Annotated in this window: 24 protein-coding genes; 4 read left to right on the top strand and 20 right to left on the bottom strand. The window is 41.2% G+C overall.

Annotated elements, in window-relative coordinates:
- Positions 1 to 63 precede the first annotated feature (63 nt).
- A complete protein-coding gene (locus PZ638_RS17955) occupies positions 64 to 531 on the top strand; it encodes a hypothetical protein (RefSeq protein WP_004259227.1) in 468 nt (155 codons plus the stop codon).
- Between the two features lie 43 nt (positions 532 to 574).
- Here the strand turns inward: PZ638_RS17955 and PZ638_RS17950 are convergent, their stop codons facing one another.
- The 4 genes from PZ638_RS17950 to PZ638_RS17935 are packed head-to-tail and all read right to left on the bottom strand — an operon-like array spanning position 575 to position 4605.
- Positions 575 to 1549, bottom strand: coding sequence for an NAD(P)-dependent oxidoreductase (locus PZ638_RS17950; protein WP_096864472.1), 975 nt, complete (start codon positions 1547 to 1549; stop codon positions 575 to 577).
- A gap of 10 nt (positions 1550 to 1559) precedes the next feature.
- Positions 1560 to 2840 carry an MFS transporter gene (locus PZ638_RS17945; RefSeq protein ID WP_094961588.1) on the bottom strand — a complete coding sequence of 427 codons (1281 nt, stop codon included), beginning with the start codon at positions 2838 to 2840 and terminating at the stop codon, positions 1560 to 1562.
- A gap of 13 nt (positions 2841 to 2853) precedes the next feature.
- On the bottom strand, positions 2854 to 3834 hold the full coding sequence (locus tag PZ638_RS17940; protein ID WP_004259219.1) for a sugar kinase: 981 nt from the start codon (positions 3832 to 3834) through the stop codon (positions 2854 to 2856).
- 21 nt (positions 3835 to 3855) lie between these two features.
- Complete coding sequence (locus PZ638_RS17935; RefSeq protein WP_094961586.1) at positions 3856 to 4605, bottom strand: sugar phosphate isomerase/epimerase family protein; 750 nt, start codon at positions 4603 to 4605, stop codon at positions 3856 to 3858.
- Between the two features lie 483 nt (positions 4606 to 5088).
- Between PZ638_RS17935 and PZ638_RS17930 the strand changes: the two genes are divergently transcribed.
- Entirely contained in the window at positions 5089 to 6435 is a 1347-nt protein-coding gene (locus tag PZ638_RS17930; RefSeq protein WP_172412239.1) for a phosphoethanolamine transferase, read from the top strand.
- Positions 6436 to 6495: 60 nt separating this feature from the next.
- Here the strand turns inward: PZ638_RS17930 and PZ638_RS17925 are convergent, their stop codons facing one another.
- From PZ638_RS17925 to PZ638_RS17895, 7 genes are all read right to left on the bottom strand, one after another.
- Positions 6496 to 7968 carry an FGGY-family carbohydrate kinase gene (locus PZ638_RS17925; protein ID WP_096864475.1) on the bottom strand — a complete coding sequence of 491 codons (1473 nt, stop codon included), beginning with the start codon at positions 7966 to 7968 and terminating at the stop codon, positions 6496 to 6498.
- An 11-nt stretch (positions 7969 to 7979) separates the two neighbouring features.
- The gene (locus PZ638_RS17920; RefSeq protein ID WP_096864476.1) at positions 7980 to 8843 is read right to left on the bottom strand and encodes an L-ribulose-5-phosphate 3-epimerase; all 864 of its coding nucleotides are present in this window, start codon (positions 8841 to 8843) and stop codon (positions 7980 to 7982) included.
- A gap of 18 nt (positions 8844 to 8861) precedes the next feature.
- Positions 8862 to 9896: an ABC transporter permease gene (locus PZ638_RS17915; protein ID WP_004259206.1), complete on the bottom strand. Its 1035-nt coding sequence runs from the start codon at positions 9894 to 9896 to the stop codon at positions 8862 to 8864.
- Between the two features lie 13 nt (positions 9897 to 9909).
- On the bottom strand, positions 9910 to 10899 hold the full coding sequence (locus PZ638_RS17910) for an ABC transporter permease (RefSeq protein ID WP_004259203.1): 990 nt from the start codon (positions 10897 to 10899) through the stop codon (positions 9910 to 9912).
- Positions 10892 to 12409, bottom strand: a complete 1518-nt coding sequence (locus PZ638_RS17905) for a sugar ABC transporter ATP-binding protein (RefSeq protein WP_094961581.1) — start codon at positions 12407 to 12409, stop codon at positions 10892 to 10894. Before PZ638_RS17905 ends, PZ638_RS17910 begins: the two co-directional genes overlap by 8 nt.
- A 157-nt stretch (positions 12410 to 12566) precedes the next feature.
- A complete protein-coding gene (locus PZ638_RS17900; protein WP_036958239.1) occupies positions 12567 to 13559 on the bottom strand; it encodes a substrate-binding domain-containing protein in 993 nt (330 codons plus the stop codon).
- Between the two features lie 212 nt (positions 13560 to 13771).
- Positions 13772 to 14584, bottom strand: a complete 813-nt coding sequence (locus PZ638_RS17895; RefSeq protein WP_206277430.1) for a DeoR/GlpR family DNA-binding transcription regulator — start codon at positions 14582 to 14584, stop codon at positions 13772 to 13774.
- Between the two features lie 455 nt (positions 14585 to 15039).
- On the opposite strand from PZ638_RS17895, the gene araD reads away from it, so the two are divergent.
- The gene (gene araD / locus PZ638_RS17890; protein ID WP_094961579.1) at positions 15040 to 15738 is read left to right on the top strand and encodes an L-ribulose-5-phosphate 4-epimerase; all 699 of its coding nucleotides are present in this window, start codon (positions 15040 to 15042) and stop codon (positions 15736 to 15738) included.
- Positions 15739 to 15934: 196 nt separating this feature from the next.
- On the opposite strand, the gene PZ638_RS17885 is transcribed toward araD, so the two are convergent.
- The 7 genes from PZ638_RS17885 to PZ638_RS17855 form a co-directional block, all read right to left on the bottom strand.
- A complete protein-coding gene (locus PZ638_RS17885; protein WP_206277431.1) occupies positions 15935 to 16978 on the bottom strand; it encodes a tyrosine-protein phosphatase in 1044 nt (347 codons plus the stop codon).
- 13 nt (positions 16979 to 16991) lie between these two features.
- Positions 16992 to 17822: a PTS system mannose/fructose/sorbose family transporter subunit IID gene (locus PZ638_RS17880; protein WP_004259186.1), complete on the bottom strand. Its 831-nt coding sequence runs from the start codon at positions 17820 to 17822 to the stop codon at positions 16992 to 16994.
- Entirely contained in the window at positions 17819 to 18610 is a 792-nt protein-coding gene (locus tag PZ638_RS17875; protein WP_047756133.1) for a PTS mannose/fructose/sorbose/N-acetylgalactosamine transporter subunit IIC, read from the bottom strand. Before PZ638_RS17875 ends, PZ638_RS17880 begins: the two co-directional genes overlap by 4 nt.
- Before the next feature lie 46 nt (positions 18611 to 18656).
- Entirely contained in the window at positions 18657 to 19130 is a 474-nt protein-coding gene (locus PZ638_RS17870; RefSeq protein WP_206277432.1) for a PTS sugar transporter subunit IIB, read from the bottom strand.
- Positions 19131 to 19139: 9 nt separating this feature from the next.
- Complete coding sequence (locus tag PZ638_RS17865; RefSeq protein ID WP_206277433.1) at positions 19140 to 19571, bottom strand: PTS sugar transporter subunit IIA; 432 nt, start codon at positions 19569 to 19571, stop codon at positions 19140 to 19142.
- Between the two features lie 184 nt (positions 19572 to 19755).
- Positions 19756 to 20607 (bottom strand): MurR/RpiR family transcriptional regulator, encoded by an 852-nt coding sequence (locus PZ638_RS17860; protein WP_004259175.1) that lies wholly within the window; start codon positions 20605 to 20607, stop codon positions 19756 to 19758.
- 224 nt (positions 20608 to 20831) lie between these two features.
- Complete coding sequence (locus PZ638_RS17855) at positions 20832 to 22325, bottom strand: UxaA family hydrolase (protein WP_144140528.1); 1494 nt, start codon at positions 22323 to 22325, stop codon at positions 20832 to 20834.
- 240 nt (positions 22326 to 22565) lie between these two features.
- On the opposite strand from PZ638_RS17855, the gene exuR reads away from it, so the two are divergent.
- Positions 22566 to 23327 carry a transcriptional regulator ExuR gene (gene exuR, locus PZ638_RS17850; protein WP_004259169.1) on the top strand — a complete coding sequence of 254 codons (762 nt, stop codon included), beginning with the start codon at positions 22566 to 22568 and terminating at the stop codon, positions 23325 to 23327.
- Here the strand turns inward: exuR and PZ638_RS17845 are convergent, their stop codons facing one another.
- Together PZ638_RS17845 and PZ638_RS17840 are read right to left on the bottom strand one after the other, a co-directional pair.
- Positions 23328 to 24062 carry a Crp/Fnr family transcriptional regulator gene (locus tag PZ638_RS17845; RefSeq protein ID WP_099975398.1) on the bottom strand — a complete coding sequence of 245 codons (735 nt, stop codon included), beginning with the start codon at positions 24060 to 24062 and terminating at the stop codon, positions 23328 to 23330.
- Positions 24063 to 24226: 164 nt separating this feature from the next.
- A complete protein-coding gene (locus PZ638_RS17840) occupies positions 24227 to 25537 on the bottom strand; it encodes an MFS transporter (RefSeq protein ID WP_004259164.1) in 1311 nt (436 codons plus the stop codon).
- Positions 25538 to 25642: the final 105 nt, after the last annotated feature.

The following is a 25642-nucleotide window of genomic DNA, read 5'->3' as shown; positions in this document are numbered from 1 at the left end:
GTTTGTTGCATGTATACTGATATGCAGATTATGTTATAACCATTTTGAGGGCATAGGGAACATATGAGAAAGATAGGGATATTATTGCTAGCTAGCCTTGTTTTAGCGGGGTGTAGCACCAGAAGCGGTATCAAAGAATATACCTGCCAAGTTGACCAAAGCTATAATCACATCACATTAGAGCGAAATGGCAAATTTATTTTTCCAACGGGTGCAAGTAAGGTACAAGTCTTTTTCAATAATAATCAGGTTAATATCGTTGATTTTGTTGGCTATGAGTATATGAGTTATCCGTTAGTGAAAAGTACGGAACAGCGACGCGTTGAGAAAATAAAAGATTTTAACATCGTGATAAATAAAGGTGATTATTATTCTGATGTCAATGGCATGTTGGAGATATACTCACCCAGTCAAAAAACCGTCGGATTATATTATTTAGCGCCATCAACCAGTAAACTGAATTCTATCCAATTTTTGACCGAGTGTGAGCGAAGCAATGTTGCTCGCCCGGGACACGCTCATGCGCATTGATGGTTAAAGAGCCAAAGAGCCCTAATAAATTAGGGCATTCCAGCTATTTTGCTATTTCAGGGTTAACACAATTTTGGCTTAGGTCGCCCTTTAAGGCGGCTATTAGGTTATCAACAGCACACTCGACCATGGCGTAACGGGTTTCATGGGTGGCAGAACCGATGTGCGGCAGAGCAACCACATTTGGCAGCGTGAGTAGCTTAGAGTTGCTTGGAAGGGGTTCAACTTCAAACACGTCTAAACCCGCCCCGCGAATTGTGCCACTTTCTAATGCATCGATCAGGGCGGCTTCATCGACGATACGGCCTCTTGAACCGTTGATCAAAAATGCACTGGGTTTCATTTTTGCCAACTCATTTTTACCGATCAACTTTTCGGTTGACGCTGATAATGGCAGCACGACACAGACAAAATCCGATTCTGCCAGCAACGTATCGAGGTCACAACGACGTGCCTTAAGTTGGGTTTCTGCATCGGGGTGGATATGGTTATTGTAATAGAGAACTGGCATCCCGAAGCCTAAATAAGCGCGTTTGGCAACGGCATAGCCAATGCGGCCCATGCCTAAAATACCGATAGTTTTCCCATTCACATTACTGCCATATGCATCTTCACCAATACTTTGAGTCCATTGGCCATTTTTGACCATCTCAGCCATTTCGATAATGCGGCGTGCACTGCAAAGCACTAACGTAAAAATGGTGTCGGCGGTGGTTTCGGTTAATACATTAGGTGTATGCATTAATGCAATCTTTCTAGCATTCATTGCATCAATATCAAATTGATCGACACCAACGGAAATGGTCGATGCCGCTTTCAAATTCGGAGCATTGGCAATGTCATCTGCCGTGATAGGATAGCTGGCCCCGATAATGCCGTCAGCGCGGGATAACGCTTGTTTAAAGCTAGCGAGATTTTCAGGTGTAACGCTATCAAATACAGTAACATTAAAGTGTTGCTGTAGCCGTTCAAGTTGATCCGTAGGAATGGATTTATATAAAATAATATTCTGTTTCATAGTATCCCTTTTAAGCATGCTTCGTGATGACAACATCACTGTTTTGTTCTTGGTTTGGTTTGACTATCAAGGTAAAGAAAACCGAGGCTAATAATGCGAGTCCCATAAACATATACGAAGCACTTGGGCTACCGGTTGCTCCATTTAAATAGCCAACAAACCATGAACCAAAGAATGAACCTAATGCGCCCATACTATTGATTAATGCCATTGCACCACCTGCAACGTTCTTTGGCAACATTTCAGGAATGATAGCGAAGAAGGGCCCATATGGGGCGTACATTGCTGCACCCGCAATCACTAATAAGGTATAAGAGAACCAAAAATTCGTGCTACCGAGTAAGTACGAACCGAGGAAGCAAATCGCACCGAGTAAAAGCATTGGCCAAACGAATAGTTTGCGGTTATGCATACGGTCAGATGCCCATGATACGAGGATCATCGCTAAGGTTGCCGCAAGGTAAGGAACGGCAGAAAGCCAGCCTGTTTCTACCATCCCAAGGTTAGATGCTCCACGAATAATAGATGGCAGCCACAGTACGAAGCCATACACACCGATGCTCCAGCAAAAATACTGGGCGCACAGTAAAATCACGTTACGTGATTTAAAAGCTTCACGGTAGTTACGGACAGGTTTGATGTTTTTCTGTTCGTCACTGAGAATTTTATCTAATGTCTCTTTTTCAGTCTGGCTTAGCCAATTCACTTGGCTTGGTTTATCACGTGCTGTTCTCCACCAGAAAAAAGCCCACAAAATCGCTGGAACCCCTTCAATGATAAACATTTCACGCCAACCGAACGCTTGAATGAGATAACCGGATAGCACGGACATCCACAACACCGTGACTGGGTTACCTAAAATTAAAAAGGTATTGGCGCGTGAGCGTTCTGATTGAGTGAACCAGTTACTGATATAGATGAGCATCGCTGGCATCACGGCGGCTTCAACGACACCCAAACTAAAGCGAATAATCACTAGCATTGGGATATTACTGACCATTCCCGTTAAGCTGGCAAACATTCCCCAGAGAAAAATACAGGCAAAAATCAGTTTGCGGACACTGCGCTTTTCCGCGTAGATAGCGCCTGGTATTTGGAAAAAGAAATAGCCAAGGAAAAATAATGAGCCGAGTAGTGACGACATCCCTTTGGTAATGCCTAAGTCAGCGTTGATACCTGCAGCGGCGGCAAAGCTGTAGTTTGCTCTATCCAAATAAGCAAGGCTATAGGTGATAAACACGATTGGCATGATGCGCCACCAACGTGACGCTGCTGGAGTATTCATTGTCATAATCGATTTCCTTTTAACATGCAGCTTTAGTGGTGGTGGCGGAGAGTAATGCCATTTCATGCTGCAATTGCGCTTGAGTTGGTAAGCCTTCACTATCACCTATAACTTGAATGGCTCTAGCTCCAACAAAATTACCTCTTGCAACAGCTTGCGGTAGTGTTAAGCCTTCAAGTAAGGCGCTAATGACGCCAACGGCAAAACCATCGCCGGCACCGACGGTATCAATGACTTGTTTAATATGCACGGCAGGAACCATACCTTGTTGGTTACCCGCAGTTTTATAATATGCGCCGTGTTCTCCGGTTTTAATCACAACGGCTTCAACACCTTGAGCGAGGTAAAAGTCAGCAATAGACTCGGATTGGTCGAAGCCCGTCAGAATTTTGCCTTCTTTTAAGCCTGGTAAGACCCAATTAGCTTGGAACGCGAGTTGGTTGAGCTGTTCTACCATCGCTGTTTCACTCTTCCATAGAGAAGGGCGCAAGTTGGGGTCAAATGATAGTGTTTTTCCTGCATTTCGCATCCATTTCGCGGCATGCAGTGACAGTTGGTAGCTGGTGGGTGAAAGTGCTGCTGCCACGCCACTTAAATGTAAATGGCGTGCGGATAGAAAATAATCTTCATTAAAGTCTGTTAAATCTAAGTGACTTGCCGCAGAACCTTGACGAAAATACTCTACGATGGGATCGGTTCCATTTTCGGCTTTAGATTTGAGTTGAAAGCCAGTTGGGTAACGAGAATCTACCGTAACACATTGAGTATCTATATATTCATTATCCAATGTGGCTTGGATAAAACGCCCAAAAGAGTCATTACCTAAGCGGCTAATCCATCCCGTTTTTAACCCAAGGCGTGAAAGGCCAACAGCAACGTTGAGTTCAGCCCCTGCGGCACGGCGAACAAAGTTTTCGACCTCATGTAATTTCCCTGTTTGTGTGGCGACGAACATCATCATGGCCTCACCAAGAGTTACGACATCTAATTGGTTTTTCATAAAATTAATTCTCCCTCTAACCTAGAAAGTCTTTAACAGAGAAACATAGTATTCAGTGACTGCACGTAAATCATCGCCTTCGAGTGGAAACTCGATACCACAAGGAACGTCATTCGGTAGGGCGGTTAGCACTTCTTTCCAAGTGCCATCGCTGTCATCAAGTGCTACAGCAACACGTTTGTTGTCACGCAATTGGCAGGCTTTAACGTGAATGTAAGCGACTTGGGGAGCAAAAATATGTGCGGCTTTTAACGGATCTTCCCGATGCCAATGCCAGTTCGCCATATCAAACGCCATTTTTATGGGCATATTCTGGGTTTTGACATCAGCAAAAAAGCGTTCAAGAGGCGCAATATGACCACCGGCTTCTGTTTGGTCGTTCTCAATCACTAATTGGGTGGTGTATTGATTGATGACACCAATAACTTCGGATAAGTCATAGCACTCAGGTAGCTCACCAAGTGATAGTTTTAAAAAGCGTGCATTGAGTTGTTTGGCATCTTCGAAATAGCCTTGTAATTTGGTGATTGCGATAGGAGCTCGTTGTTGAAATAGGGTATCAGGAATAGAATAAACAGCTTTTAGTTGCCTTGCTTGTAGCTTATCAGCAATATCCGTCAGGCTATCATTCGGCAGCAAAAGCTCTTGGCGGATCTCCACGCCATCTGCATGGCTGTTTTGAATCACTTCGAATAAGGCTTGTTGGCCGCCTAATTGTTTTACGGTTTGCGCCCCATAGGCCGCAGTGACAACAATAATGTGTTTGCTCATGACTTTCCTCTGTCTGATTAAAGGGCATTTTGCCCATTTGTCATTGCGAATAATGTATTATGGAACCGGTTCCATAATGCTTTCTAGTGAGGAAAGAGCAAAATTAGAGCTGTATCACTAATCAAATGGCGATTAATGTTTAATTGCAGATCTTTATCACAACTCTAGATGTAATGGGTGTAACGCTTATTATTCATTCTGATAAATGAATTTATGGTATATAACTAGTTGATTACTAATTTTTTATCTTTCTTGATATACAGCTAACATGAAAATATGCCTAGTAAATGCGTGATTCTTCATAATTAATTATTGTTAGCTGTATCTCAATTTCGTCTTCTTCGTCTTTTAATGAAATAATATTTCAATATATTAATTAAGGTGTGAAATTTTAGTGCAATGCTACATTATTTCACAAACTCTACCCTGGCTACACCACAGCAACTCATAAATATAATAAGTTACGAAGATGAGGTTCTGAGTATGAAAGTAATGAAATTAACCGCACTTTATAGTGCGCTTCTGTTAGCTAGCGTTTCATGGGCTCAAGCAAATACCAATGAAAGTGCCGGCGTCTATAAAAAAGCCTGTACACCTGAGTTAATTCAAGCAGCAAAAAGCAATGCAGATATTTGCTATGGCGTGAATACGGCTAGTGATATTCAAATCACTAAAAAAAACGATGATAAATATAAGATAAAAGTTGTCATTATTGGTGAAAGTACCAATAAGAATTATATGAATACTTATGGCTACCCATTAGAAAATACACCGTTTCTTTCATCGGTAAATGGGCGTTTTTTCAATAATTTTATTAGTGCGGCATCCAATACGGTACCGACCTTAACGCGAGCTTTAGCGAAAAATGATCTAAAGACGATCACACAGCACCATGAAAAGCCGTATTACAATAATAATTCAGTTGTTGATTTAGCCAACAAAGCGGGTTATGAAACTTATTATATCGGTAATAATGGCAGTTTTGGTGATGATGAAATTGGCTTTACAAATTATTTTCTAAAGGCGAATTATTTTTTACCGGTTAGAGACAGCAAGCCTGGTTTTGAAAACCTTTTCGTGCAAGAAAAGTTTGTCGTTGATGACAGTGTGAATAAACTCACCAATGATTTTAAAATGTTACCTGCCTTTAAAGCTGCGTTAAATAACCCGTCAGAGAAAGAAAAAGTCATTTTTGTTCATATGTGGGGGCCTCACCATGATGGTTGGCCGAAAGGAGCTTGCGAACTCGTTAAAAATAATTACAACATTAACCCTGAGCAATTTAATACGGGCTGGGGAAGTATAGCGAACTGTTATGTTTCAGCGATTAAACTGAGTGACGATTTTATTGGCGATATTTATAGTATCTTGCAAGAAAATAATAAAAATGGGGATTACCCGTTCTCCATTTTATATTTTTCTGACCATGGGCAAGGGCTAGTCAAAGCCAATAAACAGCACGTAAAAGCACTGGAAGCAGAGTATAAAGGGTATATCAAAGACGGAAATCTATACTTACGCCATGGTCAACTCGTGAAAGGGGCATATCAAGTCCCATTAGTGGTCATCAATTCGGATGATACTAAACGTGAATTTCGCGATGAAATGTTAAGTGAGTGGAATTTATTTGATTATTTCGCGTCGTGGTTAGGAGTAGAAACTAACCTAACATCCCCAGCGAAAAGTATCGTGGCGGAGACTATCACACCTGAAAAAGATATCGATGTCTTTGTTTTCCCACGGGACGAGTTTGTGAAGTACGATAGCTTGCCGCAGGATACCGTATTATCACCAGCCACAGTTAATACCAAAGTTGTCGCTGACAATTAATATGTCAAAAAATAAGGCAGAACCGAGCTATCAGTTCTGCCTTTATTTTTATTCAACAAGTTATTGACTCAATGCATCTGCAACTGCTTTAAAGCGGGCAAATTTATCACGTAACTGTTGATACCCAACGGCGTTTGGTTGGTAAGTCGTGATTTTGGGTGTGCTTGCCGCAATAGCGACATCAAAACCTGAATAGTAACCTGTTCCGACTGCGGCACAAAGTGCAGCGGCTTGGCAACCTGATTGCTGTACATTGACGACATCTAACGGCAAGTTACTGGCATCACAGAACATTTGCATCCACAGTGGTGACTGTGTTGGGCCACCCGTGAAACGAATAGATTCTGTTGTATTATCAAGGCCAACAATACGGTCTTGATGTAGCAAATGTGAAAACACAATTCCTTGATAGATAGCATAAACAATATCAGCATCCGTATGGTGTGAGCTCAAACCGAGTAGACCACCATGCAAATTACTGTGGTAGTTAGAACCGTATAGCCAAGGAAAAAACAGAATATCATTTGGCCGTGTTGCCCCTTCAGCCACACAGTGATTCAGTACGTTATAATCTTGCAAACGTTGATTGAAGAAGTGACGAGTGAACCACGCGAGGTTACTGGCGGAAGTCGGGCTGCCTTCGTGGACAAAATAGGTACCTGGAATACAGTATTTACTCCATACGTATGGGTAATCTGAAGGCACAATTTCATCGAAGACACGGGTTGAAATGGTCCAAGTTCCGGCTACGGCGCTGAGTTTATCTTTTTGGCTCACCCCTGACGCCAACGCTGCACCCACCACGTCAAAGAAGCCACCAAATACAGGGGTTCCTTCTACAAGTCCAGACTCAGCAGCGGCTTTGTGGGTTACCGTTCCTGCAAGTTGAGCCGAATTAATCACCGGTGCTAGTTTGTCATTTGCCTCATCAATACCAAATAGTTGGCATAATTTAGGGTCATAACTCGACAGGGTTTGGTTAAATAATTGGCTGCCAGAAATATTGGTTTCTTCGCAGGCAATTTGGTCGGTTAGACGGTAGCGAATGTAATCGTGGACCATCAAAACATGTTGAGTATCGCGATAATTATCGGGCTCGTGTTGTTTTAACCAACGTAACAGCGCCACAGGATGAGAAGCCCATAATTGCTGCAAACTCAATGGATAAGCTTTATCCGCGGTGCCGTCTTGGTGCCATTCATCAACAATAGATTGAGCTCGTGAATCAGATGACACAATCCCATTCCTAACCGGTTTTCCTTGGCTATTGAGTAAGTACAGCCCTTTGCCGTGAGAAGAAAAGCTGACACCGGAAATTTGGGCGGCGTTGAGCTGGCTATTTTGAATCGCTTGGCGAATCACGCTGCAAGCCGCTTCCCACAGCATTTCCATATTGCGTTCACTAAAACCTGCTTGTGGACTCTCAGTGGGAAAAGAATGTTCAGCAACGGTAATTTCTTGGCCTTCTGCGGTGTAGATACCCGCTTTAATGACGGTACCACCAAGGTCAACACCCATAAAAAATGCATTCATTATCGGCTCCTTTAGGCGTTGTGCCAGCCTGCTTGTTGCATTTTGTCTTCCATCCAATGACGAGCTTTGATAATTTCAATCAGTGGCTCATCGGCTTTTTCTGTCCACATTTCAATCAGGAAGGAGCCACGGTAATTTAAACGTTTTAATAATTTGAATAAATTAACAAAATCCACGCAGCCTTCACCGAAAGGCACATCACGGAATTGGCCTTTACAGGTTTCAGTCACCGCATACGTATCTTTTAAGTGAATTGCTGCGACGTGTTCAATTCCTTGGGTGAATTCTTTTTCGACATCATTGCCCCATGCCGTTAAGTTGCCGACATCAGGATACACCTTGAACCAAGGCGAGCGAATTTTATCGGAAAGCGTTTGCCATTTGCTAATGGAATTCATAAATGGCGTATCCATGATTTCTACCGCACACATCACTTGAGAAGCGGCCGCAATTTCACTGACCCATTGCATGCCTTTTTCGAAATTGGCAATCGTTTCGGCATCTTGCTCTTCATAGTAAACGTCATAACCCGCGAGCTGAATAGTGCGAATGCCTAAGTCTTGAGCGAGCTTAATGGCTTTTTCCATTAAGGTATAGGCCATCATGCGAGTGCCTTCATCATGGCTACCGAAAGGAAAACGGCGATGGCCCGATAAACACATACTTGGAATGCGAATACCTGTTTCTTGAATGGCTCTAACCACTTCCAGACGTTCAGCGGTGCTCCAGTCTAACCGAGCTAGACGTTCGTCAGTTTCATCTACTGACATCTCCACAAAATCATAACCTGCAGATTTTGCGATAACTAATTTTTCTAACCAACTGCTGTTTTTCGGTAATGCTTTTTCATAAATACCAATTGGATGCTTGCGCATGGTTTTCCCCTTGAAAAATTAACTTTGTGTCGATGCTTTATTAAGGCGTTGGTTGCGGTTCATCGCACGTTTAGCACTCCATTTTTCTTTGAAGAACTTGAATGCTAGTGCCAAGATGAGCGTGATCCCCCAAACTGCGAGGTTAAAGTGCAGGCTTACACCAAGCAGGCTTAAACCTGTCGCAATGACCTGTAAAACCAATAAGGCACAGAACACTCGGCTAACCTTACCAACTCCCCCAAATGGGTTAGTTCCACCTAATACGATGGCAAGAATGGTGAGCAGTAAATAGGAGTCCCCGTAGCCCATACGTGCAGAGTTAAAGCGAGCCATCATGATGAGTCCAGCTAATACACATAACAGGCTAGAAATGGTGTATATCGCAATCATGACACGGTCGGTACGAATACCGCTGAACCACGTTGCATTGATGTTACTGCCACTCATATAGATATTTTTACCTAAACGCGTACAGCCTAGAAACAGCGCTAAGAGAATTGCGGTAACAATGAAAATAATCATCGCAATTGGTACCCCAAGCACCGTATCGGAACCAATGGCACGAACAATGGGCGGCATGCCACTCAGCGCTGCTCCTTTGGTGAGGTAAACGCCAATACCGCTAATAATCGTCATAGTACCGAGAGTGACTAGAATAGGGTGTGCCCCGATATGGGAAATCATCAGCCCTGTTAAGCTACCGATAATGACCGCAATTACAGTTGCGCCGATCAATGCGAAGACCAGCCACATCAGCTGTGTACCCGTCCCTGCATCCACTGGCAGGTAATTGATAAACACCCAAGCCATAAACAGGCCAGTTAAGTTAGCAGTACTAATAATGGCGAGGTTTAAGCCGCCACTTAACATAGGTACAAACATGGCAAAGGTGAGTAAGCCCAATTCAGGTAACTGAAAAGTGATACTCAAAAAGGTATTTTGAGTAAAAAAGTGCCCTGGCATGGCAATACTAAACGCGGCGATAGCCAGAACAAAGATTGAAAGCAGTCCGATAACAGAGCCATCAATTTTAAAAAAAGCATTTTTTTTCATGGTGATATTCCTGTTAAACAAAACCTACGTCCGTCTCTTTACGTTTTTTATAGTGGGTAATACAAATCGCGATGAGAATAACCAGCCCGATGACGATATTGACGAAGTAGTTTGAAACACCAATCAGGTTAAGGCCGTTTTTCAAGATACCAATCAGGAAAACCCCCATTAATGTACCTATCACCGAGCCTCTGCCACCGGATAAACTGGCTCCACCCAATACAGCAGCGGCAAGCACATCCAGCTCCCCTCCCACAAGGGCACTCGGTACCACTTCACTCATTCGGTAGGTTTGCAACATGCCGCCAATCGCTGCCATCGCGCCAAGGTAGCCGTAAGCAAACAGATAAATCACGGAAACACGAATACCAATACGAGATGCAGATTCTTGGCTGCCGCCAACAGCGTATAACTGACGGCCGATGTGGGTTTTATTCATTAAAATCCACGTTAAGAAGGCAATGCCTAGCATTACAATTAACGGCAAGCCAACTTGGTAATATTCGCCATCCACTTCAAAAGGCAGGATAGTCACAGGGTCAACCCACCAATCTGGCAAGTCATAAATACTGTGACCGTTGGTTAACCACATCAGCATTCCAAACAACAGTGATTGCATACTGATGGTGATGATAATTGACACAACATTCAGCGAGTAAATCAAAATGGCATTGATTAAGCCAAAAGCGATACCGATGATAATCGCCAATGTGATACTAACGGCAGGGCTTGCAATAAAACCTTGCAATAACCAAGTCGCAATCACGTATTGCACTACGGAAGCCACAGCGGCAAACGAAATATCAATGCCCCCAGTGACAAGAACCACAAATAAGCCCAAGGCGAAAATACCCGTCACCGCATAGCTTTCACTGAGGTCGAGTAAATTTTGGATAGTCAGAAATTGTGGGCTCATCAATGTGAAGAACACCACCATGATAAGAATGACCCAAGTCAGCCAGCCTTCGACAGATTGTGGTCGTAATTTTTGCCAATTAGCCATTGATGATTTCCTCCAATTGTTGCTCATTGATGGAATCTGTCACAATTTCTTTGACGATAGCGCCTTGTTTCATATGTAAAATTCTGTCGCAATTGTAATAAGCTTCGGAGGCTTCATCGGTAATTAATAAAATGGAGATACCAACACCTGATAAACGGTGAATCAGCTTGTAAATACTGTCTTTTGCACCGATATCAACACCAACGGTTGGCGAATCTAAAATCAGTACTTTAGGGCGAGTTAAAATCCATTTGGCAAGTACCACTTTTTGCTGGTTACCGCCTGAAAGTGTTGAAAGGGCGTTATTTGGGTCGGTGACTTTAATATCTAAGTCGGCTATCCACTCTTGTACGATTTCTTGGCACTGTTTTTCATCGATTAAATGCCAAGGTGTTTTGAGTCGATCAAGAATCGAAATCACCATATTGTCTGCGATGGATTGTTGTAAAATGGCACCTAAAGTCAGGCGGTCTTCAGAGACATAACCAATGCCACGCTTAATGGCGTCGGTGTTGTTTTTTAACTTAACAGGCTTGTCTTCGATAAATAATTCGCCGCTATCTGGATGGGTAATACCAAATAACGATAATGCTAATTCGGTACGGCCTGAACCTAACAAACCACATAAACCTAACACTTCACCGCGTTTTAAATTTAAGTTGATATCACGATATTGCCCAGCTCGACTGAGGTTTTTTAGCTCAAGTACTGTGCGTCGGTCTTCCGCGTTATTTGGTGGCTTGCGTTCATGGACAATGTCTAAGCCAGTCATTAACTCAGTAATTTTGCGGGTAGTTAAGCCTTCAGCAGGCCAAGTCCCAATTTTTTGTCCATCGCGGATCACCGTGATGCGGTCAGAAATCTCTTTCACTTCTTCTAGTCGGTGACTTACGAAAACAACAGTAATACCCTTATCTTTTAGGTAATTAACTGTTGATAGTAGTTGGTTGACTTCTGTTCGGGTCAATGAAGCTGTTGGTTCATCCATAATGACCAGGCGTGCGTCGGCGACTAGGGCGCGGCAGATAGCAACTTGTTGGCGTTGAGCAATGGGTAAAAATTGCACAGGCGTGTCGGGGTCAATGGTGAAAGCCAGTTCATTGAGGATTTCTAGCGCTTTTTCGCGCAGTTGTTTTTTGCGAAACCAGCCAAAATAGCCTTTGAGGTTTAGCTCAAAGGCGATATTTTCGGCAACGGTTAAATTTGGAAATAACGACAAATCTTGGTAGATAACTTGTACGCCTAATTCACGCGCTTTATCTGGCGTCAACCGGTGATAACTTTTTCCATCAATTTCAATTTTGCTACCGTCATCAGGGGCATAGACACCACTGATGGTTTTAATTAATGTGCTTTTCCCACACCCATTGGTGCCCGCTAAACAGTGCACTTCACCTTTGTTGAGCGTCAAATCGATATTGCGTAATGCACGGTGACCACCGAAGCTTTTGGAAAGGTCGCGCAAGGTAATGAGTGGATCGGATTTGTCAGCTTTTGAGGTGCTTGTCATAAGTACAATTCCTACTGCAAATAAATTGGTGTTGGCTTGTTCGTGATGAGCGCGAGCCGCTGCGTCAGTGCAGGCGACTCGAACTCAAAGAACATTAAAATTAATATCTTGATAAATATTGTATTTTTGTTTTGAACATTATTTTGACAAGGTGAAATTACAGACCGACTTCGACCAATTTTTTCGTATTTTCAATATTCAAATTAACGGGGTTGTCACTCAAAATCGTGTTGCCACTGACTTTGATTTCACCCATATCACCAATAGACACGCCATCTTTAATTTCTTCACCATTCATCATGGCAGTCGCAACCTGTACAAATACTTGTCCTGCGACTTTTGGATTAGAAATATAGCCGCCATCAATTGCGCCTTTTTCCAGTAATTTGATGCCTTGGCCAGGTGTGAATGTCCCGAATACACAGGTTTCATCATTTTTACGGCGTTTATCAATGGCTCGGCCTGCACCGATAGGGCCTTGTGAACCAAATGACATGATACCTTTTAAGTCTTTGTGCTTAGATAACAAATCATTAGCTGTACGCATTGAGTCATCAACGGATTCGGCAACACCAAAGCGGTCATCGACCATTTGCATTTTCGGGTAGTTCGCTTTCTGGTAAGCAATTGCAGCGTCGGCCCATTCGTTCACTAATGGTACTGTCAGGCTTCCCACAAACATGGCGTATTTGCCTTCTTCACCCATACAGGCCGCCATGTCTCTCATATGGTTAGCACCCATGCTTTGGGTATCAAGTAATTCAAAGTCCCAATCTGCATTTTTTTGGTTTGGTGATTCGTGGGTAATGACTTTAATTCCAGCGTCTTGGGCACGTTTTAATACAGGCTCAAGAACTTTAGCGTCGTTAGGGACAACGCCAATGACATCCACTTTCTTCGCGATTAAATCTTCGATAGCACGAACTTGTTCCGCTGGGTCAGCCGTTGTTGGACCGACTTGGAAGGCATTTACACCGAGTTTTTTGCCTTCTTCAGTAATACCTTGTTCCATCACATTAAACCAAGGAATACCACCGACTTTAACGACGACACCCATGGTAAAGGGCTTTTGTGCTTTTTGTGATTCAGCCATCGCGACATTTGAAAATAGTGCAACGCTCATTAGACAAGGTAAAACTAGCTTCTTCATGTTCATAGTTGTATTCCTTAGTGTAGATGGATACTAAATCAAGAAATTCCATTATTTAGAAATAATGAACTTCTTATATTTAGATATGCCTATAATTAAGTGCCAAGGAATTATGGGTAAATAATATCCCTGCGCTTATTTAATACAGAAAATAAAATAGAACTTATTGTTTTTTACTTACATCACAGTTACATGATTTTTATTTTTATAACTTATTTATCGCACTCGATAATTCTAAGGTTAGAGAACTTTTCTTGAAAACTATTATCATTTAGTTTGTTTGTAATTAATACGTCAATATCATCAAATGTACAAACCTGGCTAAATGCATATTTTCCTAATTTACTATTATCCGCGAGCAAAACTTTATTTTCGGAAACCTGTAACATAATATTTTTTAATTTTGAGTTTATTTCACTGCCATCGCGAATACCATTTTCGATATTGAACCCTTGGCATGAAAGAAATAAGGTTTTTATCTGAAAGCTACGGATAATACTTTCTGCAATTGGGCCATGAAAATCATCATGGCGTTCTGAATATTCCCCACCAATACCAATAACGCGCACTCGGTCACGGCAGGCCAAGGCTTGGATAATCTTGACCGAGTTTGTCACTACCGTAATGTCGATATCAGGTATTTGCCGTGCTAGAAACCAGCAAGTACTACTGTTATCTAACATAATACAGTCACCAGGCTGAATTAATTTTAGTGCGGCCTTTGAAATCTTCATCTTGGCATCAGGGTGCTCTTCGGTTCTTTTGCGAAAAGACTCTGCGCCATCAACCATTTGACTGAGTTTGACCGAAGAAGGCATAACATTCACCATCGACATTTCTTCTTGGTCGATGGCTACCGCGCCCCCAAAGCTACGGATGATCTTATTTTCCCGCTCAAGGGTAGTTAAATCACGACGGATAGTTTCTTGAGAAACGAGACATAATTGAGCTAAATCACGCACTAGCGCCGAGCCATGCTGCGAAACATGAGAACAAATTAATTTATGGCGTTCGGCTTGTAACATATTTAACTCCTATTCTTTCCACGATATTTATTCTGCCCGTGTTGCTTTTTTTTTGTCGTGATTGGATTCAAGTAATCTGTTTTTGAAAAAAACAAAGCCTGCTAAAGTGATTTTGATCTTAATTTTAAGAGTGCTAATGTGGCTTGTTACATAATAATTAGATTTGAATCACTATATTTGCGGTGTTTTTTTGCTTTTCTCTTAATAAACAAAAAATATTGGGCTAACTCGGTCATTTAACCACATCTGTATTATGACTTTATTTGACTGAATATGCCCGAATAAGACCGACTCAGGTGATTTTGTTACGAATTTGTAAAGTGAGGTGCTTTTTAAATGGCCTAAATCTGTTTACCTTAATAGCCAGATAAAGGTTATCAACACACAAAAAACATCACCATAATAAATTTTTGTTGTTGATATTAAAGCATATTTAAGCAAGCTAGGGAGTTGTTATGTTAGAACAATTGAAACAACAGGTTTTTGAAGCGAACCTTGCCTTACCCAAACATAACCTAGTGACATTTACTTGGGGAAATGTGAGTGGTATTGACCGCGAAGCTGGGCTAATGGTGATAAAACCTTCTGGCGTTGACTATGAAACCATGAAAGCAGAAGACATGGTGGTGGTATCGTTAGAAAGTGGAGAAGTAGTCGAAGGGAAATATCGACCGTCTTCAGATACCGACACGCATTTGGCTCTGTACCAAGCATTCCCTGAAACTGGCGGTATTGTTCATACTCACTCCCGTCACGCCACGATATGGGCTCAAGCAGGGCAGCCATTGAGCGCCTTAGGGACAACCCATGCCGATTACTTCTACGGTGAAATTCCTTGTACCCGTAAAATGACAGCAAGTGAAATTGAAGGGGACTATGAAAGAGAAACGGGTCATGTGATTATTGAAACCTTCAAGGAAAAAGGCCTGTCAGCAAAAGATATTCCAGCCGTATTAGTGAATAGCCATGGGCCATTTGCTTGGGGAACAAGCCCCGATAATGCAGTGCATAACGCCGTAGTGTTAGAAGAAATTGCCTATATGAATTTATTTACCCGTCAATTAAGTTCACAAATAGGTTCCATGCAACAAGTATTATTAGATAAACACTATTTACGTAAGCACGGTAAAAATGCATATTACGGGCAAAAATAAAGTAGCTAAAAAATTAATTAAATAGAATTGGCGAACGAGAGTTATTATTGGTCTTATGATCAATAAAGGATTTTTTCGTCAATAAAATAGCCACAATGAGTATTCTATGTGGCTATTTTACTGTTATTTTAAATAAAGCAATTTCTCGGGTTTATTAGATTAAACCTGTGGTTATTTATAAGATAATTAAATTTATTTAAACTAAGTATATCTCTCTAAGTTGCTTAATATCATTATCTGTGAATTTAAGTTCATCTTTAATATACATTTCAACAGAGCCAGATATTTCCTCCATTGTATTAAAGACTTCTAAAATAAATGATTCTTGAGTATCAATTAGTGAGAGTAAATAATCCAGTACATTTTGGTCTTGGGTTATTTTTCGATATCCCGCCATTTTAATTTCGTTACGTTCAAGCCGGTTAAAATGGGTGATCATATAATCCTGTACAATGGTTTCTTTTGGCACTCCTAACATGGAAAGTACCAGCAATGCACCATAACCAGTTCGGTCTTTTCCTCCACGGCAATGCTGAATACTTGGGGCATTTTGTTTATTTAATAAAACCTCTATCATTTGCTTAAAGGCAGCTTTTGACTTATCACTCACCACAAATTGGCGATATTGTTCCAATATTTGTAACCCATCGCCGTTAATCATTTCTTTCGGAATGTGTTGGATAACACTTTCGATTAGTGCTTTGTCTTCATTATCTGGTGATGCGGCAAATTGTGCTGCTAATTCAGCAGTTTGAGCCGTTGCATCAAGGTGATAGGTTTTCTTTTCACCAACATGGCAATTAGGCGATTTATTAATTTCATTTTGAGTACGATAATCGATAATGCTGTTAATCCCTAGGTGGGAAATATAGTTGACCGCTTGTTGATTCAAATTAAACAAATGGTTGGAACGGTATAACATTCCCCATTTCACCTGTTTTCCGTCTGTTGTGGTATAACCCCCAAAATCACGGAAGTTATTTAATCCCTCAATAGGCAATGTTCTTTCAGCGAATAATCTACGTCCGTTGGCATTTTGTAAAATAAAATAGATACGTTGTTTAGCATTTAATGGGTCTTGAACTGTAATGGTATTCTCTAATTTATCTGTAATGAAATTCTCAGGATAAACTTGAGTATCAGGTCTATCCGTCCAATATAATGCTAGAGGAGAGGATGGAATTTCACTAAACTTTATTTCGAGTGTTGATTCACTCACTCTGTTGACTTCGATTTCCATATATTTCCCTTTATCATCCTAAAATTCCGAACACAGAACAAATAACACCTAAAACCATAATGGCGACAATGAGTGCAACGGTATGTTTCCCTTGAAATTTACGAACAAGGAAGAAAATACCGAGGGCAAAGAGAAGAGTGAGTAAGTTAGGTATTACCTTGTCAAACATCTCTTGTACTTTGATAGATTGCTCACCGACGGCAATGGTTAGCGGAGTGGAAAGCTTGACGGTCGTCGCTATCAAGGAACCTAGGACCATGACCCCGACAACGTTCGCTATATTAGTAATTCGCTGAATAATATTTGATTTTTTCGATTGCTCGATTAAATCAACGCCTTTGTTATAGCCATAATGAATAAAGAAATATTTGGTGCCGATATTGACGATATTAAACAGAATAAACATTAAGATAGGGCCAATAATATTACCTTGCAGTGCAAATGCGGCTCCGATGCTGCCGCAAATAGGTAACCACGTAAATTTTAATAAGCTATCACCTAGGCCTGCAAATGGCCCCATTAAACCGGCTTTTACAGAAACGACAGCTTCTTTTTCTTCTTCTGTTGTTTTTTCTTCTAATGCAGCGGTGACACCGAGAATTAATGCGCCAGCGTTAATTTGCGTGTTAAAAAACTCGAAATGGCGTTGCATGGCTTTAATACGTGTTTCTTGATCCGCTTTTTCATACAGTTTATCGAGAACGGGCACCATACAATGCGCAAAACCAATAGTTTGCAGTTTTTCGTAGTTGTATGAGAATGACATGGTTTGAATTCGCCAAAACATACCATTAAGCTCTTTTTTCGTGAGTTTTTTATTTTCAGAGGTGGTTACTTCACTCATAGGTCATACTCCTCTTCTTCATTTTTATGGGAGGTTGGTGCTGTTTTTTCTTCTGGTGTTTGGCGCAAACTGCTGGCAAATGCCATGTCATAAAGCACTGCAAATGCCAGAGCGATAAAAGTAATTGGGATAATTGGCAGTTTTAAATAGGTTGTGAGCATAAAACCGAGCAGAAAGAAAAACCACATTCTGCCTTTAAGCAACATGAGTAGCAGAATACAGATACCGACAGCAGGGATCAGTTTAGATGCGACCCCCATACCGGTAAGAATACTTTCAGGTACGGCATTTAATATGCTATTGACTAAGTCACTACCAAAATAAACGGCAATAAAGCAGGGAATGGCGCGAATAAAAAACCACAGTGGCGTCGAAAAATAATGGACTTTTGTTAGGCCACTGTAGTTTCCATCAAGAATGGATTTACTGGCCCAGACATTTAAGAAACTGGCAAAAGAACGCCAGATAATCAGTAATTGTTGACATAGAATAGAGACTGGCACGGCAAGGGCGATACCCGCTGCAATTCCGCCATTGGAAGCAATACCGAGTGCAACTCCAATAATTGAACCAGCGATAATATCGGGTGCAGAATAAGCGCCGACGTTACCAATTCCCATCCACATCAATTCTAATGTGGCGCTAATGGCTAACCCTTGAACCATATCGCCCATGATAATACCGGCCACAGTACCGGTGAGCAGTGGGCGTCTTAGCATTTGCGGACCGACATCATCCAATGAGCAAATGCCTGCCCAAATTGCAATTAAAATGGCCTCTACTAACATAATAGGCTCCTTACTTATTGAGTGAAAATAAGTATGATTAAATGAATTAATTGAGTAATGTTTTCAATTCAACAATGGGATCTTTAGGAACCATTTGAATTTCAACGGCAACGTTATTGTTGATAAGTGACCTAAAGGCTTGTTCTTCATTCGGTGTTACAGCAACCGCACGGGATAAATTACGACGGCCTTCTTGCATACGCATCCCGCCGACATTCAGTTTTTCCAGTTTTAAGCCACTTTCGACAAGCCTGTTCACATCAATACTGTTAGTAAGCAGCAGCATAGTGCGGCGTTTAATTTCCGTTTTTTTTAAGACTTCAATGAATTTATCGACGCCAAAAACGACTACTTTTAGATCTGGTGGAGCAGCCATAGTAAGAACTGATTGTTGAACGGTGTCATTGGCAACTTTGTCATTGACGATAATCACCTGTTCAATATCAAAATTTTTAACCCAAGTGGTTATAACTTGGCCATGGATAAGTCTGTCATCAATTCGAGCAACATTAATTGGCATGGGATTCTCCTAAAGTTCGCTATCATTTTGTGCTAATGGTTTAAGTTGTTCACCGACATTAAGGCAACTGTCAGGGAATACATCATTAATGACTTGATGAAGTTCATGTAAAGGGAGGTCTCGGTTGCTGAGTATTTCGAGAAAAGTAGGAACATTGATTCCGCAGTACAGCACAACATCATTTTGGGTAATAACGAGCTCGCTGGCTAAATTGCAAGGAGAACCGCCTAATAAATCCACTAAAATTAAAACGCCATCGCCTTTATTAACATTTTGATATGTTTCAAATAAATATTTTTTTACCTCATTAATGTTGCTTTCTCTTTGGATAGAAATCACGCTGATATCTTCTTGAGAGCCGATTAGCATTTCAGCACATTCCAATAACCCTTGTGCAAAAGGCCCATGGCTAGCCAGTATGATAGGTATTTGAGAGCTCATTTTTTCCCCTTATATTTATTTTTTATTTTAGTAATAAAATTACTTTTGTATATTTATTTTAAAGTAACAATATCACAAAAAAGGGGAATGAAAAGGGGGAGTTCCTAGAAAGGGTCATTTTTGTGAGCAAGATCGAAGTGGCTACTTAGAGCCACATAGAAGATATTAAGGAGGAGAAAGCCGATTAGTTATTGCTATTTAAGCGAGAAAAGCGCTCCGCACGAGTGCTAATTTGTTTTTGAATTCTTTCATCATATTGTTTAATAAATAGATTAGTAATCAGCATATTAATTACAGTCAGTTGCGAAATTTTTGAGCGAATAGGGATAAGCCTTGAAACGTGCTCCGTGGAGATCGTGTGCAAGACTGTTTCTGCTAGCGATGACACCGAGCTTTGCCCCATTTTCGTGATAGCAATGGTCGGAACTTTCAATTCTCTGGCAAGAGTGAGTAGTTTGATACATTCGTGGTTTTCACCAGAATGAGAGATGACAATGACAAGATCGTTCTGATCTAATGTATTCACGATACTAAATTGAATGCTGTAATCAAGGTGACAATTAACATCTTTTTTTATTTTAATTAGTTGATATTCAAATTCTTTTGCAACTAATCCACTACTGCCTGCACCATAAATGACAATTTTTTTACTCTTACTAATTAATTCATTTGCTAGCTTAAAGGCATTTAAATTGACCAAAGCGCAAGTTTCTTCTATGGATGATTTTTCAATCAATCCTACTTTGTGATTAACGGTTTCCATTGAATCATTAATATCAATATCTTCTTGTAGTAGAGTGCCGTAAGACTTGTGATTAATCGATGAAATTAAATCAATTTTTAGATCGCTAAAGCCTTGGTAGCCTAACTTATGGCACAGGCGCAAGATAGTGGTGGTACTGACCTTATTTTCTTGGGCTAGGGATTGAATGCTCATACTTTGCATGTTTTTCTTATTAGCAATAATGTACTCAGCGACTTGTTTTTCTTTGGTGGAAAGGCTGTCTCTGGCCTCTCTAAGTTTTAGGTCTATCATTATTTACCCTGCTAATAAATTAAAATTCGTCATTACGAAATGGATCCTACCATATCTTAAAAATAGGGAAATGGTGACTTTTCTTTATTGTCTTCGTGTCACAATAAATGGGCTTATGGCTTAGGATAGAAAGTAAGGTCGGTAGGAAAAAGTTAATAAATATAAATAGTTAGTTATATCCCTATTGCTTAATAATAACCAAAGCAATAGGGATTAATTTGTTTTTAAAGTGTGACGCCCATTTTAAAAATTGCTAATTCACGGAAATCATTGATTTCATTTTTTGTAGGTTCACCATTAACGGTTTTGACAACCAACTGAATGAAGTCATCTAATAACTGATTCATGGATTTTCCTGTTAATAAGGCACCTGCATTAAAATCAATCCAATGGGGTTTTTTGGCGGCTAATTCATTATTGGTCGCAATTTTCATGGTGGGGACAAAGCCACCATATGGCGTGCCACGACCTGTTGTAAATAACACCATATGGCAGCCAGCTGCTCCTAAGGCACTGGTGGCAATGGCATCATTACCCGGTGCGCTTAACAAGTTGAATCCTGGGGTTGTCAGGCGCTCCCCGTATTTTAAAACATCCATTACTTGGCTAGTGCCAGCTTTTTGTGTGCAGCCGAGGGATTTTTCTTCGAGTGTCGAAATGCCTCCGGCTTTATTACCTGGAGATGGGTTTTCATAAATTGGCTGGTCATGGGCAATAAAATACTGTTTGAAGTCATTGATCATATTGACCGTTTTCTCAAACGTCAGTTCATCATGGCAGTGGTTCATTAGAATTTGTTCAGCACCAAACATTTCAGGTACTTCGGTTAACACCGTAGTTCCGTTATGACTGACTAAAAAATCAGAAAAACAGCCTAACAATGGGTTAGCCGTGATCCCTGAAAGGCCATCAGATCCACCACATTCAAGACCAAATTTCACTTCGCTCAGTTTGCCTGACTCACGTTTATCTTGCTGTACTAATTGATAAAGTGCATTAAGGTGCTCTACACCGGCTTCAATTTCATCATCTAATTGTTGGCATACCATAAATTTCACGCGTTCATCATCATAGTCACCTAATGTTTCTTTAAAGGCGGCGACTTGATTATTTTCACAACCTAAACCGATGACTAAAACGCCACCTGCATTAGGGTGCTTAACCATATCTTGTAAAATAGTACGGGTTGTTAAATGGTCATCACCGAGCTGGGAACACCCTAAAGTATGGTTATAAAGATAAACACCATCAATATCAGAAGCGCCATTATGTTGTTTATTAAAGCGTTCGATCATTTTTCTCGCCAGTGCATTAACACAGCCGACTGTTGGTATCACCCAAATTTCATTACGGATAGCGACATCACCATTTGCTCGGCGATAGATTTGCACTTCTGGATCCGGCCGTGTAACGGCAATTGTGTTGTGTTCAGGGCGGTACTCATAATCATTTAAGGCACTTAAATTGGTGGCGGTATTATGAGTATGAACATGCTCTCCAGCCGTTATGGTAGTCGTTGCATGGCCGATAGGAGCGCCATATTTAACAATATTATTGCCAGCCTCAATCAAGGTGAGGGCAATTTTATGCCCTCGGTCAACATCTTGTTTTAATGTTACTGATTGCTCTGCAACACTAATGGTTTCCCCTGCTTGTCGGTTAACTAAAGTAATGGCGACATTGTCATTGGGATGTATTTTAATTATATCTTTTATCATATTGCGTTCCCTGAACTGGAAATCGGATTAAGCATGATCAGCCATAAAAAGTATGAATGATCTTTTGTTGTCTAAATTTCATTCATTATACGGTCTGGTTTATAACTTTAAAAGATGTTATACCAATTTATTGCGATTTATTTATTAGTGAAGTTCTATTTCACCCATCGTCGAAAAATTTCGTTATACTGTGGACATTGATGGCCAGCGAGTCGGGTGGTTATGTGAAAGGAGAAAATAATGAGCTCACAAGAGAGTGAACCGCGCCTATACCAACAAGTTGCGGCTCTGGTCAAAGAACGTATCGAAAATGACGAATACCCAGTTGGCACTAAATTACCTGCGGAACGGTTACTTGCTGACGAAATGAAGGTGAGCCGTACTGTGATCCGTGAAGCCATCATTATGTTAGAAGTAGAAGGCTATGTGGATGTACGCAAAGGATCTGGCATACATGTTATTAGTAATCGGTCTAATAACTCAGTCAATACAGAAACGGGATTAGAGTTTAGCCGCTGTGGGCCGTTTGAGCTCTTACAAGCAAGGCAACTGATTGAAAGCCATATCGCCGAGTTTGCCGCGACCCAAGCCACCAAAGAAGATATTTTAAAACTAGTTGATATTCAAAAGCATGCTCGCAAAGAGGATCGTTTTCGTGATTCAACATGGGATCTTGCTTTTCACATGCAAATTGCCGCGTCGACCCATAACAGTGCGATGGTGGTGATCGTTGAGCAAATGTGGAGCCAACGCTTACGTAACCCTTACTGGCTCAAGCTTCATGAGCACATTGATAACCGTTCGATTGAGAGCTGGTGCGATGAACATGACCAAATTTTGCAGGCGTTAGCGCGTCGAGACCCTAAAGGGGCGCGGCAAGCTATGTGGCAACATTTGGAAAATACCAAAAAAATGTTATTCAATGCGACCAGTGATGACTTCGAATTCACCATGGATCGCTATTTCTTCGCAGATAGCCCAACCATGGATGATAACAGCTAGTTATTCCTCATCATCTTCCGATATTTGCTTCAGCGCGGGGAGGTTAACTAAAATAATTTTCCCGTATTTTGCATCAATCCAGCCTAGTTTTTCCCATGCGACTAAACGCTTATTGATGGTTTGCCGTGTGGTATTAATGATGGTCGCTAAGTCATCTTGTGTGAGATATAAGCTTAGTTGAATTCCTTTTTCATGAGGTTCGCCATAGCCTTCTGCTAAGCTCAATAAGCGTTTGGCGAGTCGGGCTGAAACAGATAATAAGGCACTGTCATTGATAATGGTAAAGGCATTACGAATCACTTTGCAGAGTAAAATATTCAGAAATTGGTAAAAAACGGGGTGTTTTTCCAAGATCATGGTTAAGTCTTTCGGTGATATTGTCAGTAAAATGGTTGGGCTAATCGCTTTGGCATCATGGGTGCGCGCTGATTTATCTAGCATGGCAATTTCGCCAAACCAATTGCCTGGTGAAAGATAGCGAAATACACATTCACGGCCATCTGAGGAAATTGAACTTACTTTTACTGAACCTTGAATCACCGCATATAGACCACGAGCAGGGTCACCCTGATAGTGAACCATTTCACCATCTGGATAGAAACGTAATGTGGCGCATGTCATTAAGATGGAAATCAAATAATCAGGTAAGTTACTAAACCAACTATTTGTTTTTAATATTTCAAGAATATTTTCATGCGTTAGAACTAATTGGCTGTTTTGTACCGCAATGTTCATCTGAATGCTCCCTGCATGATTGGCTAACTTTATCATGACATTTGGTAGGGTTATGTTCAATCATGAACCGCCGTAATATTCGAGTAAACCTCATAAATAAGAAATAGGGTAATAGAAAACCCGAGCCATTAATGTGGCTCGGGAGGGATTTAAAAGATAATTAATTAATCTTCAAATCGTTTTTCAATACCTAATCTTTTTAATGTCAGAATCAACAGACCACCGATAAAGGCGACCAATGCGATAAAATAGAGTCCTGCACGGGCAGATTCAAAGGTAGTTTCAGCCCAAACTCGTAAGTTTGGTGCCACAAAACCACCTAAGTTACCCACTGAGTTAATCAAAGCAATACCCGATGCAGCTGCGGTGCCGCCTAAGTATGCAGATGGGAAGCTCCAATACAGAGGCTGCATCGCCAAGTGACCAGCCGCTGCCACACACAGGGCAATAATCGCAATGACGGGAATGCTATCGAATAAACCAGAAACCGCAATTCCCGCCGCACCTAACATAAAGGTGATGGCAGCGACCTTACGACGTTCTTTTAGACGTTCTGAAATACGAGGTACATAATAAACCGCAATCGCCGCACACAGTGGTGGAATGGCGGTAACAAAGCCTACAAGTATGCCGACTTTACTGCCCAACAACGTACCGATTTGGGTTGGTAAGAAGAAATAAATCCCATAGCCACATACTTGAACGGTAAACCAAATCAGACACAGGTAGAGAACGCGCATATCTAATAATGCTCTCAAGGCGCCTTTCGGGCTATGGCCTGCTTTGGCATCTTCTTCCAAGGCTAATTTAGCGGAAAGTGCACTTTTTTCCTCAGCTGTCAGCCATTTGGCTTTTTCAGGGCGGTCATCAAGGTAAAAGAACACCCAAATCCCGACAATAGACGCTAATAAACCTTCTACGACAAACATTAACTGCCAGCCGTATAAACCGAAGGCAAATGAAGTTCCTTCTAACGACAATAATGAGCCAGATAATGGGCCGCCAATGATAAACGCCAGTGGTGCCCCAAATAAGAAGTAGCCTGTCACCCGTGCTCGGATATTTTGTGGGAACCAGAAGGTTAAATACAGAATAACCCCCGGAAAGAAGCCAGCTTCACTGACACCAAGTAAGAAACGCAGCACAATAAAGGTGGTTTCATCATGAGCAAACATCATGGCGGCAGAGACTAGCCCCCATGTGACCATAATGCGCGATAACCATACCCGAGCGCCAATTCGGTACAACAGAATATTACTTGGCACTTCAAATAGTGCGTAGCCGATAAAAAAGATCCCTGCGCCAAATGCGTATGCAGCGTCACTTAACCCAGTTGTTAATTGAAACTCTTGTTTTGCAAAACCAATATTTGAACGGTCTAAATAAGCCAATATGAACATTAATACCACCATAGGTATTATTTTTCGTATTGCTTTGCTGGTAGCCGATGATAAATGATCCGTATTGGTGGACATGGTTCACCCCAGTTTTTTGTAAGATAGTAATGTTATCTATTCATTTTTATTATGTGTTTAGCCCGCCGCTGAATAACCAGCAGAGTAGAGTATAGAGCTAATGTA

Origin of the sequence: Providencia hangzhouensis (assembly GCF_029193595.2) — a bacterium.
In the GTDB taxonomy this organism is placed as follows: Bacteria; Pseudomonadota; Gammaproteobacteria; order Enterobacterales; family Enterobacteriaceae; genus Providencia; species Providencia hangzhouensis.
Note: the sequence above shows the minus strand (reverse complement) of the source record. Positions and strands in the feature narration are given on the sequence as shown.